The sequence below is a fragment of the Streptomyces sp. NPDC002619 genome (genome assembly GCF_042889305.1).
In the GTDB taxonomy this organism is placed as follows: Bacteria; Actinomycetota; Actinomycetes; order Streptomycetales; family Streptomycetaceae; genus Streptomyces.
Map to the genome: position 1 here is coordinate 233,725 of NZ_JBIAQV010000010.1, position 17,652 is coordinate 251,376.

13 protein-coding genes and 3 pseudogenes are annotated in these 17,652 nt (G+C 70.1%); 7 read left to right on the forward strand and 9 right to left on the reverse strand.

The window, feature by feature from the left end; genetic code table 11:
• Positions 1–96: 96 nt before the first annotated feature.
• Positions 97–636 carry a CGNR zinc finger domain-containing protein gene (locus tag ACFYXB_RS19160; protein ID WP_389583653.1) on the reverse strand — a complete coding sequence of 180 codons (540 nt, stop codon included), beginning with the start codon at positions 634–636 and terminating at the stop codon, positions 97–99.
• Between the two features lie 96 nt (positions 637–732).
• Here ACFYXB_RS19160 and ACFYXB_RS19165 point away from each other — a divergent pair.
• The 4 genes and pseudogenes from ACFYXB_RS19165 to ACFYXB_RS19180 all read left to right on the forward strand — a co-directional run.
• Positions 733–996 (forward strand): annotated as a pseudogene (locus ACFYXB_RS19165) (pyridoxamine 5'-phosphate oxidase family protein); the annotation flags it as partial.
• 27 nt (positions 997–1,023) lie between these two features.
• Entirely contained in the window at positions 1,024–1,506 is a 483-nt protein-coding gene (locus ACFYXB_RS19170; RefSeq protein ID WP_389583686.1) for an NUDIX hydrolase, read from the forward strand.
• A gap of 201 nt (positions 1,507–1,707) precedes the next feature.
• Entirely contained in the window at positions 1,708–3,456 is a 1,749-nt protein-coding gene (locus tag ACFYXB_RS19175; RefSeq protein WP_389583655.1) for a TIGR03767 family metallophosphoesterase, read from the forward strand.
• 175 nt (positions 3,457–3,631) lie between these two features.
• Positions 3,632–4,894: a glycosyltransferase gene (locus ACFYXB_RS19180; protein ID WP_389583689.1), complete on the forward strand. Its 1,263-nt coding sequence runs from the start codon at positions 3,632–3,634 to the stop codon at positions 4,892–4,894.
• Here the strand turns inward: ACFYXB_RS19180 and ACFYXB_RS19185 are convergent.
• The 3 genes and pseudogenes from ACFYXB_RS19185 to pepN form a co-directional block, all read right to left on the reverse strand.
• Positions 4,838–5,011: pseudogene (locus tag ACFYXB_RS19185) on the reverse strand (hypothetical protein); the annotation flags it as partial. The gene ACFYXB_RS19180 and the pseudogene ACFYXB_RS19185 overlap by 57 nt on opposite strands.
• The gene (locus tag ACFYXB_RS19190) at positions 4,989–6,026 is read right to left on the reverse strand and encodes a hypothetical protein (protein ID WP_389583657.1); all 1,038 of its coding nucleotides are present in this window, start codon (positions 6,024–6,026) and stop codon (positions 4,989–4,991) included. The pseudogene ACFYXB_RS19185 and the gene ACFYXB_RS19190, both read right to left, overlap by 23 nt.
• Before the next feature lie 178 nt (positions 6,027–6,204).
• Positions 6,205–8,829 (reverse strand): aminopeptidase N, encoded by a 2,625-nt coding sequence (pepN, locus tag ACFYXB_RS19195; RefSeq protein WP_389583659.1) that lies wholly within the window; start codon positions 8,827–8,829, stop codon positions 6,205–6,207.
• 146 nt (positions 8,830–8,975) lie between these two features.
• Here pepN and ACFYXB_RS19200 point away from each other — a divergent pair, with 146 nt between their 5' ends.
• Entirely contained in the window at positions 8,976–9,641 is a 666-nt protein-coding gene (locus tag ACFYXB_RS19200; RefSeq protein ID WP_389583661.1) for a DsbA family protein, read from the forward strand.
• Between the two features lie 3 nt (positions 9,642–9,644).
• On the opposite strand, the gene ACFYXB_RS19205 is transcribed toward ACFYXB_RS19200, so the two are convergent.
• The 3 genes from ACFYXB_RS19205 to ACFYXB_RS19215 form a co-directional block, all read right to left on the reverse strand.
• On the reverse strand, positions 9,645–9,851 hold the full coding sequence (locus tag ACFYXB_RS19205) for a hypothetical protein (RefSeq protein ID WP_389583664.1): 207 nt from the start codon (positions 9,849–9,851) through the stop codon (positions 9,645–9,647).
• A gap of 203 nt (positions 9,852–10,054) precedes the next feature.
• On the reverse strand, positions 10,055–11,446 hold the full coding sequence (locus ACFYXB_RS19210) for an amino acid permease (protein WP_389583666.1): 1,392 nt from the start codon (positions 11,444–11,446) through the stop codon (positions 10,055–10,057).
• A 241-nt stretch (positions 11,447–11,687) separates the two neighbouring features.
• On the reverse strand, positions 11,688–13,265 hold the full coding sequence (locus tag ACFYXB_RS19215; RefSeq protein WP_389583668.1) for a hypothetical protein: 1,578 nt from the start codon (positions 13,263–13,265) through the stop codon (positions 11,688–11,690).
• A 455-nt stretch (positions 13,266–13,720) separates the two neighbouring features.
• On the opposite strand from ACFYXB_RS19215, the gene ACFYXB_RS19220 reads away from it, so the two are divergent.
• Positions 13,721–14,302, forward strand: coding sequence for a biotin transporter BioY (locus ACFYXB_RS19220; protein ID WP_351354603.1), 582 nt, complete (start codon positions 13,721–13,723; stop codon positions 14,300–14,302).
• Positions 14,303–14,377: 75 nt separating this feature from the next.
• Here ACFYXB_RS19220 and ACFYXB_RS19225 read toward each other — a convergent pair.
• Both ACFYXB_RS19225 and ACFYXB_RS19230 read right to left on the reverse strand, forming a co-directional pair.
• Positions 14,378–14,566: pseudogene (locus ACFYXB_RS19225) on the reverse strand (LPXTG cell wall anchor domain-containing protein); the annotation flags it as partial.
• Between the two features lie 233 nt (positions 14,567–14,799).
• A complete protein-coding gene (locus ACFYXB_RS19230) occupies positions 14,800–16,233 on the reverse strand; it encodes an amino acid permease (protein WP_351354597.1) in 1,434 nt (477 codons plus the stop codon).
• Between the two features lie 270 nt (positions 16,234–16,503).
• Here ACFYXB_RS19230 and ACFYXB_RS19235 point away from each other — a divergent pair, with 270 nt between their 5' ends.
• A complete protein-coding gene (locus tag ACFYXB_RS19235) occupies positions 16,504–16,992 on the forward strand; it encodes a ribose-5-phosphate isomerase (RefSeq protein ID WP_351354594.1) in 489 nt (162 codons plus the stop codon).
• The last annotated feature ends 660 nt before the right edge of the window (positions 16,993–17,652 follow it).

Consider the following 17,652-nt stretch of genomic DNA (forward strand, 5'->3'; position numbering starts at 1 on the left):
ACCCTGGCGGGATGGACCCATGGCGTACTTCCGCCATACGTCACAGGGGACTTAGATGTCGAAAGGGTGATCTTTCGCACCGCATTCACGGATGTTTCAGACACGTGAACGCGCGTAGTGGCGGGATGCCTTCGCACGGTTGCCGCAGGCCGCCATCGAGCACCAGCGCCGGGTGCCGTTGCGCGAGGTGTCGAAGAAGTGCAGGACGCACGTGTCGCTCGCGCAGCCACGGATGCGGTCCGGGGCGGTGCTGAGCAGCTCCAGGTAGTTGCGGGCGGCGAGCCAGGCCGGCCCCCAGGAGGGGTCGCCGAACTCGGGCCGCTCGACCGGTCCCTGGGTGGTGAGCCCGAGCTGGATGCGCCCGTGCGCGAGGACGGCGTCGATTCGCTCGGCGCACTCCTCGGGCGACCCGTCCACCGCGGCCTTCAGCGCGTCCCGCGCCTGGAGGAGATGCCGCAGCGTCTTCGCGTCGGCCTCGTACGCGCCGTCCAGCCCGTTGGCCGCGAGCCACACCGTCAGCCCGTCGGTGTCGGTGAGGAGGTCCCGGGTGTCCCCGTCCTGCTTCCACCGCGTGTTGAGCAGGTCGAGGGCGAGGGGCTCGCCGGTGAGGGGGCGGGGGTCGGAGGCGGCGGTCATGGGGGACTCCTTCTCGGCTAACCGCTTAAGGGTACGTGACCGGTTGACGTACACAATATCTAACCGTTAAATGGATTGAGATCGGTTATTAATCCCATGACCTGGCGGGACTACCCGGGCAACTCCATGTTTCTGACCCTCGGCAACCTGCTGACCGACTCGCGCGCGGGCCTGCTGTTCCTGGACTGGACGACGGGCACGACTCGCCAACTCACCGGCGAGGCGCACGCGGAGTTCGGGGAGGAGGGTGAACGCCGGGTGCGTTTCGTACTCACGGGGGTGATCGAGACGCGGGCGGCACTGCCCCTGCGATGGTCGGCTCCGGAATACTCGCCTGCCAATCCGGACCCGGCGGGCTAACGTCCATACGTGCGCGAGAAGTTGAGGGTGGCGGCCTACGCCGTGTGCGTCCGCGACGGACAGGTCCTGCTCGCCCGTTCACCCGCCCCCGACGGCACACCCGAGTGGGTCCTGCCCGGCGGCGGCATGGAACACGGCGAGGATCCCTACGACACCGTCCGCCGCGAGGTCACCGAGGAGACCGGGTACAGGATCGAGGTCACCGGTCTCCTCGGCGTGGACTCCCTGCGTCTGACGCGACCGCGCCGCCTCGGCCGTACCGTCGACCATCACGCCGTACGACTCGTCTACGAAGCCCGCGTGACCGGCGGTGAACTCCGCAACGAGGTGGACGGATCCACGGACCTGGCCGCCTGGCAGGACCTGACCGCGGTCCCCGGTCTGACCCGGGTCGCGCTCGTCGACACGGCCCTGGGCCTGTGGCGTGAACGCCCGGCGGCGGGACGGCTCCCGACCGTCGAGCCCGAGCCCGAAATCCCTCCCCTACCCCCGCAGATGAACGCGGAGTGACCGCCCCCGGGCCACCCGAAATCCGGTCCATGGCCGCGGTCCGTACGCCGAGATCCACGTACGGTGATCGGCGCCGCACGTTGCCGCCTCGTTCACGCGCAGGTCATCCCCACTGCCAACGATCCAGAGCGAGCGGGATGTTCGCGACAGCGACCGTCCCGCGACCACTGCCGACGCGATCGCACTCGGGGAGACCGCGCCATGTCGCGCATACGCTCTGTAGCCACCTCCGCACCGGGGGTCAACCGCCGTACCGTCCTCGCCGCAGCCGGGGCGGTGTCCGCCTCCGCGGGCGTCGGCTACGCCCTGCGGCCCACCGACAGCCAGGCCGCCCCCACCACCTCCGAGGCGCCCGTCGCCAACTCCCGGCAGGCCCCGGCAGCCCCGCTCACCCCCTACACCAAGGGCACCACCCTCGCCTCCGTCGCCGCGCCCCAGGGCAGCTCCGGCTACCGGCGCCTGGGCGACGGTCCCGGCTGGAAGCGCGTGGTGCGCAGCGAGCTGGCCGCGCCCAAGTCCGGCCGCGCGAGCCGCCGTACGGCACTCGCCGCGTTCGTGCAGTTCACCGACCTGCACCTGATGGACGTCCAGCACCCGCTGCGCCTCGAGTTCCTCCGCTCGACCGACCCGCACGCCTGGCGCCCCCACGAGGCGCTCACCGTGCACGGTGCCGTGTCGCTCGTCGAGCGGGTCAACGCGCTGCGGGGCGCACCCGTCACCGGCGCCCCGCTTCACTTCGTCATGACGACCGGGGACAACACCGACAACAACGCCCACTCCGAGCTGGAGTGGTACATGAAGATCATGAGCGGTGGCCGCATCAGCGCCAACTCCGGTGACGCGCGGCACTACGAGGGCGTGCAGAACAGCGGCCTCAAGCTGTACTGGCAGCCCGACTCGACGACGCGTGACGGCGACAAGACGCTGGGATTCCCGCACCTGAACGGCTACTTGGCAGCCGCGATCCGCGAGGTCCGCAGCCCCGGCCTGAATCTGCCCTGGTACTCCACGGTCGGCAACCACGACGCCCTGCCCCTCGGCTGCTACGGCCACGGGGACCCGTGGCTGGCGGAGTTCGCGGTCGGCGGCAAGAAGCTGATGAGCCTGTCCGCGGCGGAGGCGAAGAAGCTCCAGGACACCATCAAGAACGCCACGGACCCCAAGGGCGTGGGCTTCCGCGACCTGCTCAAGGCGCACGCCCGTGACATGCGCTCGGTCACGCCCGACGAGCGGCGCGCCCCCTACACCTCGGCCGAGTACCTCAAGGCCCACCTCGACCCGGCCTACCAGGGCGTGGGCCCGATCGGGCACGGCTACTCGACGGCCAACGTCGACGCCGGCACCCAGTACTACACGTTCCGCATCGCGGACGACGTGATCGGCATCAGCCTGGACACCACGGACGCCGGCGGCCACTACGAGGGCTCGATCGGGACGGCCCAGCTGAAGTGGCTGGACAAGACGCTGCGGGACAACAAGGACTCGTACGCGATCGTCTTCAGCCACCACACCAGCAAGACGATGACCAACACCCGCCCTGACCCGGCCCACCCCACGGAGAAGCGCCACGGCGGCGCCGAGGTCGTCTCGGTACTGGCCGCCCACGCGAACGTACTGGCCTGGGTGAACGGCCACATCCACCGTAACGACATCACCGCACACAGCGCCTCCGGCGGCCGCTCCTTCTGGGAGATCTCCACGGCGTCCCACGTGGACTACCCCCAGCTGGCCCGCGTGATCGAGCTGGTGGACAACAAGGACGGCACGCTGTCCCTCTTCACCACACTGATCGAGTCGGCGGCCCCCCACCGTACGAACTTCACAGACCTCTCCCAGACGGGCCTGGCGTCCCTGTACCGCGAACTGTCCTACAACGCTCCGGGCGCGAGCACGAAACTGGCGGGCGACACGGAGGACCGGAACACGGAACTGGTGCTGAAGAAGGGCTGAGCGGGCGGTTCGGGTTCTTGCCCGTGGCGTCGCCGATCGGACTTCGATACGAGACGCCGTGTTCATCCGTATGAAACGTCCGTACCGCCTCATATCGGCTAACCCGCTGTTCACGGGGATGGCTCGATTCATGTGCAAGGCGGGTGGTCGTGTGCGCGCGAGGCACGGACTGCGTGTGCTCTCGGTCTACGAGGGCTTCTTCTCCGGCGGAGCCCGGATCGTTCACAGTGACGTCGTACTGGGACTGGTCGAGGGCGGCCAGTCCCACCAGGTGCTGAGCATCCACGGCGAGGTGCGGCGCGAGGCCACCCGGCAGCGGATGCAGGACGACGCCTGCTACCGCTCGCTCACCGCGGGCGGGGTCGGCGTCACCTCGCTCGACCGCAGCGCCGGGCTCGTCGACGGCTCCGTCGCGGCGTCCGTTTTCAGCGGGCCCGAACTGGCCGAAACCGCTCGGGCCATGGCAGGGGCGGACGTCATCCTCTCCCTCAAGGAACAACCCCTGGCTCTGCTGAACCAGGGCGGGCTGCCGCGTCGGCCCGTGGTCGTATGCCTTCACCGCTCCGACCCCGAGAACCAGGGCCCCGCGCTCGACGAGCTGAAGGCCGCCATCGCCGACGGCACGGTCGCCGCGTGCGTGTGCTGCGCCGAGTCGACCCGGGACGCGTATCGGGCCGCCGGAATCCCCGAAGACCTGCTGCACGTCATTCCGAACGGGGTCGATCTGCTTCGGTTCCGGCCGGATCCGGCGGTGCGGATCGCGTTCCGGGCGCCGCTCGGCATCCCGGCCGACGCTCCCGTGATCGTCTTCGCCGCCCGGTACGCCACGATGAAGAACGTGCCCCTGTTCCTGCGGGCCGCGCGGGCCTGGCTCGGCCGCGAGGGCGGTGGGCACGTGCTGATGTGCGGCGCCGGCATGACGGACGCCAACCCGGCGCTGTGGGCCGACATCCAGGTCGCCTTCGAGGGCGACCTGGATGTCGCCGAGCGCGTGCACCTGCTCGGGGTACGGCACGACATGGAGACCGTGTACGCCGGCTCCGACGTCGTCGCCCTCACCTCCTCCTCCGGGGAAGCGGCACCCCTCTGCCTGATCGAGGGCATGATGTGCGGCGCCGTCCCGGTGACGACGGACGTCGGCGACAGCGCGGCGATCGTCACGGGCCACGGCTTCGTCACCCCGCCGGACCCCGGCGCCATCGCCCTGGCCTGGTCGGCGGCGATCGCCGGCCGTACGGACTTCGCGAAGACCCTGGACGCGAGTCGGGAGCGGTTCAGCCGTACGCGGATGATCGCGGCGTACGCCGACCTGCTCGACCGGGTGGACGCCTCCTACACGGGTCAGGTGCGCGAGGAACTCCGTCCAGGCCTTGGCGGGCAGGAGGAGAGCGGGGCCCTCGGGGTGCTTGAAGTCGCGGAGGGCGATCTCGGGGTCTAGGGGGCGGCCCTCAGCCAGCGAGGAGGAGCCACCCCCGAAGTCGTGACCCCGGTCGTGGCCCCTCCTCTCCCCTCCTGCTGTGCCCCTCCGGCAATTACCGGGGCAGTACCACCACATACGCCGCCGGATCACGGTCCGCCGATGCCATGAGCGCCGTACGGATCACCGCCGCCTGCTGTTCCATCGCGTGCCGCAGCTTCTTCGGGGTCATGTACACGACCGTGATGCCCAGGCGTTCCAGGTGTTCGCGCTTGCGGGCGTACTCCGACCACAGGGCGTCCTCGACCTGGCGGGGGGCCCGGGTGTCCAGCTCCACCGCGACCGCCTGGTCCGGCCAGTACGCGTCGAGGCCGCCGAGGTGCGGGCCGCCGGGCAGGCGCAGGTCGACGTTCCAGACCGGGTCGGGGAGGCCGTGCTCGCGCACCATCCGGTAGAGGTGGTCCTCCGCCCTCGACCGGCCCTCCGCCACCAGCGAGTCGACCGCGTCCACCACGTGTGAGCGGGACAGCAACTTCGCCTGGGTCAACTCCCGTACGGCGGCCGCCGGTTCGCAGTGGCCCCCGCGGACCGCCTCCGTCAGCAGCCGCAGTACCGCGGTCGCGTCCGACAGTTGGGCCACCGCGTCCGCGAGGGCGCGCGGGACCGGGGCCAGCGGGAGGCCCATGACCTGACGCGGAGTGGGCATCGCGGGCGTGCGGATGATGTGGACCGTGTTCGTCGAGCGCAGCCGGCGCAGGCGCGGGACCAGGACGTCGACGCGGTCCAGGGTCAGCAGGGAGGGGGCGGAGGCGAAGCCGTACAGGGTCAGGGCGGCCAGGCCCGTGATCATCGCCTCCGGGTAGGTGGGACGGTGCTTGCCCTCGCCGCGCGGCTGGGCCGGTACGCCCGGTGCCGACTCGCGCGCCGCGTACAGCAGCGCCGCGTGCAGGCGCTCCTCGCTGGTCGGCGGGCCCGGGTGAAGCAGGATCACCTGGGGGAGGATCTGCCGCCAGGGCCCACCTGGGCGGCACTGCTCGTTCAGCTCGGCCGTCGAGACGCCGCGGGAGCGCAGCTGGCCCGTCGTGAGCACGCGGTGCCGGCCGTCGCCGAGGTCGCTGAGAGGGCGGGGGGAGAGCGGGGTGTTGTGCGTCATGACCTCCCGATTCCCTGGCCGTGACCGCCCTTTAACCGCTGTTACACGCTCGTCGACAAAGGCGGACGAGGCAGTACTAAAGGACGCGTGTTCGGATGCCGAGTAGGAGGCGAAAACCCCTGGTCCGTTCGGGTGCGGACCAGGGGTTACGGCTGCTATTGCCTGAATTCCGTAACGGTCACGGACGGGCCGAGCTTTGGCCAGAGGTCGTAGCGGTGGCGTCACAGGCCTGGCCGCGCAGCGAGCGTGCCAGGTCGTCCCTCGCCTCCAGCACCAGCCGGCGCAGCGCCGGGGCGGCGCCCTCATGGGCCGACAGCCACCCGTCCGTCGCGTCCAGCGTCTCCTGGCTGTCCTGGTACGACGGGAACAGGCCGCTGACCACGTCCATGGCGATCTGGATCGACCGCTGCGACCACACCCGCTCGATCGCGGCGAAGTACTTCTCCGTGTACGGCGCGGTCAGCGCCCGCTGCGACGGCTGTGCGAAGCCCGCGATCGTCGCCTCGACCAGCGCGTTCGACAGCGCGTCGGACTCCACCACCTGCGCCCAGGCCTGCGCCTTCACGGCCGCCGAGGGCCGCGCGGCCAGGCAGCGGACCTGGTGCCGCTTGCCGGAGGCCGTGTCGTCGCGGGCAAGTTCCGCGCTCAGCACCTGCTCGTCCGCGACCCCGTGCGCGGCCAGCGGTTCCAGGAACGCCCAGCGCAGCTCCTGGTCCACCTCCAGCCCGTCGATCTTCGCCGTGCCCTCCAGCAGACCCTGGAGCAGCTGGAAGTCGGACTCGACCGACGCCACCGTCGCGAAGAACCGCGCCCACGCCAGCTGATGCTCGCTGCCCGGCTCGGCCTGCCTCAGCTCCTCCAGCGCGCCCTCGGCCAGCAGCTGCTCACCGGTCGCCCGCCACTCGGGCGCCGCGTAGTGCACCAGCGCCGAGTTCGCCCACGCGTGCAGCATCTGCAGCACGCCGATGTCCGACTCGCGGCCCGAGTAGCGCAGCACCAGGTCCACGAAGTCCCGCGCCGGCAGCAGCGCGTCCCGGGTCAGGTTCCACAGCGCCGACCAGCACAGGGCACGGGCTAGCGGATCGGTCAGCGCGCCCAGGTGGTCCCGCAGGGTGGCCAAGGACGTCTCGTCGAGCCGGGTCTTGCAGTACGTGAGGTCGTCGTCGTTGACCAGGACCAGCTCCGGCGCCTCGGCACCGGCCAGCTCCGCCACGACCGTACGCGGGCCGTCGACGTCGGTCTCCACGCGTGCGTACCGCTCCAGATCCCCGGCAGCCGTACGGCCGTACAGGCCCACCGCCACCCGGTGCGGGCGCAGCTCCGGGTGGTCCGCCGGGGCGATGGGGGCCGCCTCCTGGAGCACCGCAAGCTCGGCCACCCGGCCCTCCGCGTCGAGCAGCACCTGTGGGGTCAGCGAGTTCACCCCGGCCGTCTGGAGCCAGGACCGCGACCACGCCGCCATGTCCCGGCCGCTGGTCTCCGCCAGCACCGACAGCAGGTCGCCGAGGCGTGTGTTGCCGTACGCGTTCCGCTTGAAGTAGCGCCGGGCGCCCTCCAGGAAGGCCTCCTCGCCGACGTACGCGACGAGCTGCTTCAGGACGCTGGCGCCCTTGGCGTACGTGATGCCGTCGAAGTTCAGCTTGGCGTCCTGCAGGTCGCGGATGTCCGCCGTGATCGGGTGCGTCGACGGCAGCTGGTCGGCGCGGTAGGCCCAGGCCTTGCGGCGGTTGGCGAAGGTGATCCAGGCGTTCGTGAAGCGGGTCGCGCCGACGTTCGCGAACGTGCCCATGAAGTCCGCGAAGGACTCCTTCAGCCACAGGTCGTCCCACCACACCATGGTGACCAGGTCGCCGAACCACATGTGCGCCATCTCGTGCAGGATGACGTTGGCCCGCGCCTCGTACGACGCCTGCGTCACCTTGCCCCGGAAGATGTACTCCTCGCGGAAGCTCACCAGACCCGGGTTCTCCATAGCGCCCAGGTTGTACTCCGGCACGAACGCCTGGTCGTACTTCCCGAACGGGTACGGGTAGTCGAAGTGGTCGTGGAAGAAGTCCAGGCCCTGCTTGGTGACCAGGAAGACGTCGTCGGCGTCGAAGTAGGGCGCGAGTCCCTTGCGGCACAGCGCGCCGAGCGGGATCTCCAGCTTCGTGCCGTCCTCGAAGGTCCGCTCGTAGGAATCGGTGACGTAGTGGTACGGCCCCGCCACCACGCAGGTGATGTACGTCGAGATCGGCTTCGTCTCCGCGAACCGCCAGACGCCGTCGGTGAGTTCACCCGCCCCGTTGCTCCACACCGTCCAGCCCTCCGGCGCCCGCACCTCGAAGCGGAACGGCGCCTTGAGGTCCGGCTGCTCGAAGCCCGCGAAGACGCGGCGCGAGTCGGCCGGCTCGTACTGGGTGTAGAGGTAGACCTCGCCGTCCTCGGGGTCGACGAAGCGGTGCATGCCCTCGCCGGTGCGGGAGTAGGCGCACTGGGCATCGACGATCAGCTCGTTCTCCGCGGCGAGGTCCTCCAGGGTGATCCGGGTGCCGTCGAAGACCTCGCTGGGATCGAGGTCGCGGCCGTTGAGGGAGACGGCGGTGACGCTCGGCGCGATCAGGTCGGCGAAGCTGGACGCCCCGGGCTCGTTGCACCGGAAGCGGAGCGTGGTGACCGAGCGGAAGGTGTGCGGCTCGCCGGGCCCGTTCCCGCCCGCGTCGCCGACGGCGGAGCGCAGGTCCAGGGACACTTCGTACCCGTCGACGGACAACAGGGCGGCCCGCTCGCGGGCCTCGTCGCGGGACAGATTCTCACCGGGCACGGTCGGCACTCCCTCATGGTCACGGAAAGGGCGGCAACGGCTGATCAGGACCGATCTTCCCATGCGCTCCTGAACAGGGGCAGCAGGGGAATGGGATGCACGGGCTCGGCGTTGGCGCCGGAAAGGACTGTTACCCGAGGAGAGCCATGCCCGAGACGACCGCGACCAGCTCCGGCAAGACCCCTGTCGACTTCTGGTTCGACCCCCTGTGCCCCTGGGCCTGGATGACCTCCCGCTGGGTGCTGGAGGTGGAGAAGGTCCGGGACATCGAGATCCGCTGGCACATCATGAGCCTGGCCGTGCTGAACGAGGACAGGCTGGACGAGCTGCCCGAGGAGTACCGGGACATGCTCGCCACCAAGGCGTGGAAGCCGGTGCGCGTGGTGACCGCCGCGTGGCAGAAGCACGGCGCCGACGTGCTCGGCCCGCTGTACACCGCCCTGGGCACCCGTATCCACAACAACGACGAGGGCCCGACGATCGAGGCCATCGCCGGCGCCCTGGAGGAGGTCGGGCTGCCCGCCGACCTGCTCGACTACGCCGACCAGGAGAACTTCGAGTTCGACGCCGAGCTGCGCGCCTCCCACAAGGAGGGCATCGAGAAGGTCGGCCAGGACGTCGGCACGCCAGTCATCGCCGTCCCCGGCCCCGACGGCGAGCAGATCGCGTTCTTCGGCCCGGTCGTGACCCCCGCGCCCCAGGGCGAGGAGGCGGCCCGGCTGTGGGACGGCACCCTCGCGGTCGCCTCCGTGCCGGGCTTCTACGAGATCAAGCGCACCCGGACCAAGGGCCCGGACTTCAGCAACCTCTGAGTCTCAGGCGTCGTCCGGCGGGGGGAGGTTGCCGCCGTCCTTCCAGTTGAGGCTGCGCTGATACCGAAGGCAACCTTCCGCCGTGCAGCGGACATAGGCCTCGGGCGGGAAGTCCGGCTTCTTTTTCCGTACGAACGCCTTCTCCTCGTCGCTGAGCGGGCGGAACGCCTGGAGCGGTCCGCCGCAGTTCGGGCACCGCTTGAACTCCATGTGCGCCCCCTGACCGAAGTCCCGCCTTCGACGGACGGGTGCCCCAGTGTCGGCCAGGCTCCTTTGCCCGCACCAGCCCCGAACAGGACAGGCCCTGTGAGTAACTTCCTCGCAGGGCCTGTCCGTTCATCCCTAGCAAAAGGAAGGCCCCCACGGGTGCACCGCGGGGGCCTTTCGAGGATGTCGGCCTTCGCGGCCAGGGCTCAGGCCCGGGCCCGCACCCGCTGCCGCACATACCCGACCGCCGCCAGGAACAGCGTCATCGCGCCCGTGGAGTACAGCTGCACCCTGGTGTCCGTCTCCCGGGCCATCAGTACGAAGATCGCCGCCATGCCCGCCAGCGCCACCCAGGTCAGCACCGGGAACGCCCACATCCGTACGACCAGCTTCTCGGGGGCCTCGCGCTCCACGCGGCGGCGCAGCAGCAGCTGGGAGACCGCGATGAAGATCCAGACGACCAGGATGACCGCGCCGATCATGTTCAGCAGCCAGGGGAAGACGTCGTCCGGTCGCCAGTAGCTGAGCAGCACGCACACGAACCCGAACACGCAGGACACGAGGACGGCGACGCGCGGGACCCCGCCCGACACCCGGCCCAGCGCCTTCGGGCCCTGGCCGCGCCGGACCAGCGAGTACGCGATGCGCGAGGAGCCGTAGATGTTGGCGTTCATCGCCGACAGAAGGGCCACCAGGACCACCACGTTCATCAGCTGCCCGGCGCCAGGGATGCCGAGGTGGTCGAGGGCCGCGACGTACGGGCCCTTCTCGACGACCTCCTTCGAGTCCCACGGGACGAGCGTGACGACGACCGCCATCGAGCCGATGTAGAACACCGCGATGCGCCACATCGCCGTGCGGACGGCGCTCGCCACGCCCCGCACCGGGTTCTCCGACTCGGCGGCCGCGATGGTGATGGTCTCCAGGCCGCCGTACGCGAACACCGAGGCGAGCAGGCCGACGACGAGGCCCTCGCTGCCGCCCGGCAGGAAGTCGGTCAGGTTCGAGGCGCCGGGGGAGTCCGTGCCCGGCAGCACCCCGGCGATGGCCAGCACGCCCAGGATCAGGAACAGGGAGATCGCGCCGACCTTCAGCGCGGCGAACCAGAACTCGAACTCGCCGAAATTCTTCACGGCGGTCAGGTTCGCGCCGCAGAACACCACCATGAACAGCGCGACCCACGCCCACTCGGGCGTGCCGGGCAGCCAGCCGTGGACGATGTGCGCGGCGCCGATGCCCTCCAGGCCGACCGCCGTGCACAGCAGCACCCAGAAGGACCAGCCCGCGGTGAACCCGGCCCACGGCCCGATCGCCCGCTCGGCGTGCGCCGAGAATGAGCCCGACGACGGGTACGCGGCGGACATCTCGCCGAGCATCCGCATCACCAGCATGACCAGCAGGCCGGAGACGGCGTACGCGACGACGATCGAGGGACCGGCGGCGGCGATGCCCGCCCCGGAGCCCACGAACAGGCCCGCGCCGATGACCCCGCCGAGGGCGATCATCGACAGATGGCGCTGCTTGAGGCCGTGGGCGAGGGCGACGCCGTCGTGCTGGTCCTGCTGTGGTGGTGTCTCGACTGTGGTGCTGCTGGGCATGTGCGTGGCTCGTCCCGTCCGGCAGGTGGGCAAAATCGCCCACAGTGTGGGCGGCCTGTCCGTTCTCACGGAGAGACCGCCCGTAATCCGGACAGTCGCCGCACGGACGGTGAGGAACCGATTACGCCGCGACAGGCGTGTAGTGACTCCGTGCGGTGAAGACTCGACACCTCCACCACACCGGAGGTCTTCGCCATGATCAAGCCCCGGCAAGTGTCAACGACGCTCGTGATCAATACACCTAGATACGGGTGACCGTCCCGCAGCCATCCACGCGGTTCGGGTCCAGGGTGCGGCTGCGGTCGTAGGGGTCGACGGCGGAACCGGAGGGCGTGGGGCCGGTGGGGGCATCGGAGGCGAACTGGGGGTGGAAGAAGCCGTCGTTGATGTCGCAGGCGGAGTTGCCGACGTCCTGGTCGTAGTGCCGAACGCTGATCTTCCCCGGTGTGACCCGGTAGCGGTTCGGGTCATACAGCTGGACGTCGAGCAGGCGGCGTACGACGGTCCGCGCCACCTCGGTCGCCCCGTCCCGCGTCTTCACCAGCGGGTAGACGAAGGTGTAGTCGGCATGCACGACGACCGAGCCGTCCTTGCCGGCCTCGAACGTCATCCGCCCGCGCGTCTTGACCACGTCACCGACGAGTCGTGTCTCGTCGGGATCGAAGCGGCTGAACATCGTCAGGGGATCGTGGCGCTCGTCGGGCTTGCTCAGCGACGTGTCGAGCAGCTCGACCAGCTCTGTCTGCCGGGGCTCGATCACGCCGAGCGCGGCCTCGGGGCGCGCGCCGCGCAGCGTGGCCGGGTCGAGGTTGGCGTCGACCAGCAACTCCCTGGTCTGCCGCAGAGCTTCCCCCACCTGCGCCTTCGAGAACACGCCGACCGCGGTCGCCTTCGGCGGTACGATGCCGGCCGCGCCGTCGGCGTACCGCTTGGCCGGTGAGCCGGCGAACGGGTCGGCGAGGGTGGGGGTGCCCGGGGCCATCGTGGACGGCGGTGCGGTGGGGCGGCCGGTTTCGGCGGGCAGCGCGGAGGCGGCGACGGGGTCGTCCGAGGGGCCGGATCCCAAGGGATCCCCGGGCAGCAGCGACGGCTTCACCGCGACCAGCACGACCGCGATCGCGACGGGAATACCGATGATCGCCCACATCCGCCGACGCCGTGTGGCACGCCCGTTCATCTCCTGCGAGGCGGGCCCGGTGCGCCACCCGTCGGGCAGCTCCCCCCGCTCCTCCTGCTGCCGCAGCCGCGCGGTGACCATACGCGCCCGCGCGGACGGTTCCTTCGGCGCTGAGTCCAGGGCCTCCCGCTCCGTATCCCGGAGGAACTTCTCCCACTCCTCGTCGGATATGGGCGACTCGTCGGACGGCTGTCTGGCCATGCTGATACTGCCCCCTCGTATGCACACCACCGGACCAGCCGAGACTTCCCCGCCCGCTGGTCCCCCCAGTGACCACGTCCCCCCGCCGGGCAGGGGCTGACGCACCGACGCAATTCTAGATGCGCCATGGGCATGCCCGAACGGGCGCTTGCCGCCGCCTCCGGCGGAGGTCGGCTGCTCCATGTGCACGTGCGGCCGGCCCACGCCGTTCGAGCGGCGGGGCGCGTCCGCCCCGCGGATCAGCCCGAGTTCGGCGAACCGGGCACAGAAGTCGGTCACGGACACCAGGGACAGCCCGGTCAGCCGGGCGATGGTGCTGCGCGCCACCGGCCCGTGCTCCAGCACGGAGCGCACGACGACACTGGCGTTGGTCCGCCGCCGGTCACGGTCGGCGGCGCGGGGCGCGGGGGAGGTGAGCAGGGGTGCCGCGGTACGGGGCATGGGGAACTTCCTCGGGAACGGGTCCGACACTGCACCGTCTTGAAAGATGGAGGCGCACACCGGATCCGTACCGCTGTCACCTCACATCGGGAGGCGACAGGTGGCCGTGCCCTGGCGTCGCAGGTCGACATAGCGACGCAACGTGAAGTTCCGGGCCTGGGCAACCATGCGTTCGAAGCCAGCAAAACGGCCGCGCGCTGCCCAGACGGCGACCGACGGGCGAGACGCCGACGCCTGTTTGGTGAAACCCCACAGGCGCGCCGCGGAGTCCCTCCGTACGCCACACCACTCCATCTCAGTGACCGGCATCACCCCGTACCGGGTGTAAGGGACACCCTTTGTGTGAAGCCCACCAAGCCGCTGCTCCACCCTTTGTCGAGCGCTGACGGTGATCGGCTCGAGGGCGCTGGGATAGCGTCACCGTGTCCCGATCTGCCCGAACCAGCGGAGTCCCCATGAGCACCGCCACCGCCACCGCCCGCCCCGGCGAGGTCCTCGCCGACCTCCTGCCCGCCTCCCGCGTGCGCGATGTCGCCCTCGTGCTCGGCGGAGCCGCGCTCACCGGCCTCGCGGCCCAGCTCTCCGTCCCGGTGCCCGGCTCCCCGGTCCCGGTGACCGGTCAGACCTTCGCCGCGCTGCTCGTCGGCACGACGCTCGGGGCCCGCCGCGGCTTCCTCTCCCTCGCCCTGTATGCGCTCGCGGGCATCGCCGGCGTGCCGTGGTTCGCGGGTACCGGCTCCGGCTCGGCGGCCCCCTCCTTCGGCTACATCCTCGGCATGATCCTCGCGTCCACCGTCGTGGGCGCCCTGGCCCGCCGCGGCGCCGACCGCTCCGTGCTGCGCATGGCGGGCACGATGGTGCTGGGCGAGGCGATCATCTACGCCGTGGGCGTCCCCTACCTCGCCGTCGCCGCCGACCTGTCCGCGTCCGCCGCGATCGCGGCCGGCCTGACCCCGTTCCTGATCGGCGACGCCCTCAAGGCCGCTCTGGCGATGGGCGCGCTGCCCACGGCCTGGAAGTTCGCCGACAAGCGCTGACGGCGCGGTTCCTGCGGAAGAGGCTCACCGGGTCGTACCGAAAGGTATGTCCGGCGAGCCTCTTCCGCGTTCTGGTCAATGCCCCTGCTGTGGCCGCCTCTGGGACCACCACACCCCGGCCGCGCCCACCGCGACGAGCGCGGCACCGGCCGTCCCGAGCGGCAGCACGTCGCGCCCCACGCCGGTCTTGGGCAATTGGTCGCCGCCCGGTGACACGGGCTTGCTGTCGGTGCCGAGGAGCAGCGGGGTGGCCGGGGCGTTCGGCGGCACTCCACGCGGTGGCGTTCGACGAGAGCAAGCCGCCAGGAACTGGTCGCCAAGTCCTCCAACGCGCGCGGCAACCTGATCGGCTTCGACGCGAAGGGGAAGTCGTACCAGGTCAACACCTGGTACCAGCCGGAGATCGAGACGACGGCGCGGGCCACGTACGACAAAGTGGAGAAGAGCTTCACCGTCCTGTGAACGGTGAAGCTCTTCCGGACGGGAGACCGACGGGATCAGCCGACGGAAACCTTGTCGTGCGGCTCGTCTGCCGCGACGGCCGCCGCGACCGGACGCCCGCCGCGGATCTTCTCCTTCACCACGGCGATCACGATCACCACGGCGGCGACGAGGAGGGACAGCAGCACGGTCGTACGGCCGCTGCTCTCACCCTCCGTGTCGGTCAGCATGTAGCCGAGGACGAAGACGATCAGCGCGGCCGTGGCCCAGGTCAGGTACGGGTACAGCCACATCTTCACGACCAGCTTCTCCGGCGCCTCGCGCTGGATGATCTTCCGCATGCGCAGCTGCGAGAAGCAGATGACCAGCCACACGAACAGGGCGACCGCACCACTGGAGTTGACCAGGAAGAGGAAGACCGAGTCCGGGAACTTGTAGTTGAAGAAGACGGCGACGAAGCCGAAGAGTACGGAGGCGATGATCGCCGCCATCGGCACACCACGCGAGGTGGTCTTGGCGAACGCCTTGGGCGCGTCACCGCGCTGGCCGAGCGAGAAGGCCATGCGGGAGGCGGTGTAGAGGCCGGAGTTGAGACAGGACAGCACCGAGGTCAGCACGATGAAGTTCATGATCTCGCCGGCGTGCGCGATGCCGAGGGAGTCGAGGGCGGCGACGTACGAGCCCTTCTCCTTGATCGCGGGGTCGTTCCACGGCAGCAGTGAGACGACCACGAGGATCGAGCCGAGGTAGAAGACACCGATACGCCAGATGATGCTGTTGGTCGACTTGGTGACGGCTCGCTGCGGGTTCTCCGACTCACCGGCGGCCAGGGTCGCGATCTCGCTGCCCATGAAGGAGAAGACGACGAGCAGCACACCGGTGAGGATGGTGCCGGGCCCGTTGGGCAGGAAGCCGCCGTGGTCGGTGAGGTTGCCGAAGGTCGCCTTGTCCGCGTGCACGCCCGGCAGGACGCCGAAGATGGCCAGCAGGCCGATGACGATGAACGCGCCGATCGCGACGACCTTGATCCCGGCGAACCAGAACTCGAACTCTCCGTAGGAGCCGACGGAGACGAGGTTGGTGGCGGTGAGCACCACCATCACGATGAGCGCCCAGCCCCACTGCGGTACGGCGGGAATCCACCCTTCGAGGATCTTGGCACCGGCGGTGGCCTCCACGGCCAGCACGACGACCCAGAAGAACCAGTACAGCCAGCCGATGGAGAACCCGGCCCAGCGGCCGAGGGCACGGTCGGCGTGCGCGGAGAAGGAGCCGGAGGTCGGATTGGCGGCGGACATCTCGCCGAGCATGCGCATCACGAGGACGACGAGCGTGCCGACGAGGGCGTACGACAGGAGGATGCCGGGGCCGGCGGTCGCGATGCCGGTACTGGAGCCGACGAAGAGTCCAGCGCCGATCACACCGCCGATGGCGATCATCGACAGATGTCGGTTCTTGAGGCCTGCCTGAAGTCCGGAACCAGGGGTCATGGACGGATTTCCTTTGCGCCGGTGGAGCGGTTTCCCGTACGGCGGGGACGTCGATGTGGCGACGGCGGTACGGGACCTCGTACGAAGTTCATCTGAGCGGTGTACTAGTCGGTCCAGTGAATCTGAGGCGAACGAATTCGGGAACCTTTGAATCCGTATTGTTACTTGAGATTTCCTTGAGGTTCTATGGCCTGACTCACAATTTCCCTTTGCGTCCTCGTCCGGGCACCCGAAGCTGCTGCCCCGAATCAGCCGTGCCACACTCGTCACATGCGCGTGTACCTCGGCTCCGACCATGCGGGCTTCGAACTCAAGAACCACCTCGTCGAATGGCTGAAGGCGGCGGGTCACGACCCGGTCGACTGCGGCCCCCTGATCTACGACGCCCAGGACGACTACCCGGCCTTCTGCCTCCGCGCCGCCGAGCGCACGGCCGCCGACCCCGAGTCCCTCGGCATCGTCATCGGCGGCTCCGGCAACGGGGAGCAGATCGCCGCGAACAAGGTCAAGGGTGTGCGGGCGGCTCTCGCCTGGAGCGAGGAGACGGCGTCGCTGGGCCGCCAGCACAACAACGCCAACGTCGTCGCGGTGGGCGCGCGCATGCACTCGACGGAGGAGGCGACGAAGTTCGTCGAGACCTTCCTGAACACCCCGTTCTCAGGTGACGAGCGCCACATCCGCCGCATCAACATGCTGACGACCTACGAAACGACATACGAACTCCCCCCGATCCCCGCGCACCACCCCCAGCAGGGCTGACGACCCCGGGCGAAACCCCGGCCCAATGCTCCGGGAGGCCCCGGCTATGAACGAGCGCCGACGCCGACGCCCCGGTGGTGAACCTCAGCTGTGAGCGTGGGTGAATCCGGCGGGGCGGAGGCGAGCGCCGGGGTTCTCAGAACGCGAGCCATAGGGCCGGAGCTGAGCCGGGGCGCGCGGATCGGCGCGTGCGGATCGGCGCGTGCGGGGCAGGGCTGAGCCGACGGGCGGACAGCGAGGCCCGACGGGCGCTGGACGAAGGCGGCAGGTGCAGGGGCGGAGCCCCGAGAGGGGTGCAGGGGACGCAGTCCCCGCCCGGGTCCGGGGCGGAGCCCCGGGGGTACGGAACCCCCTGGCCCCGAGTCGGGTGGGCGGGGGAAAGGGTCTGGGGCGGAGCCCCGAGAGGGGTGCAGGGGACGCAGTCCCCGCTGGGGTTCGGGGCGGAGCCCCGGGGTACGGGACCCATCCAGCCCACCGAGTCGGGTGGGCGGGTGGGCGGAGACGGGGTCTGGGGCGGAGCCCCAGGCGTGCGGGTGACTCCCTGGTCCATCTGGTCGGGGGCGGGCAATGCCGTTGCTTGAGGATGGCAAGCAGTTCCCCGTGACGCCGGGGCAGTGCGGTCGTTGGACCCGGTATGCATCCGTGGGTGGGGTTATCCGA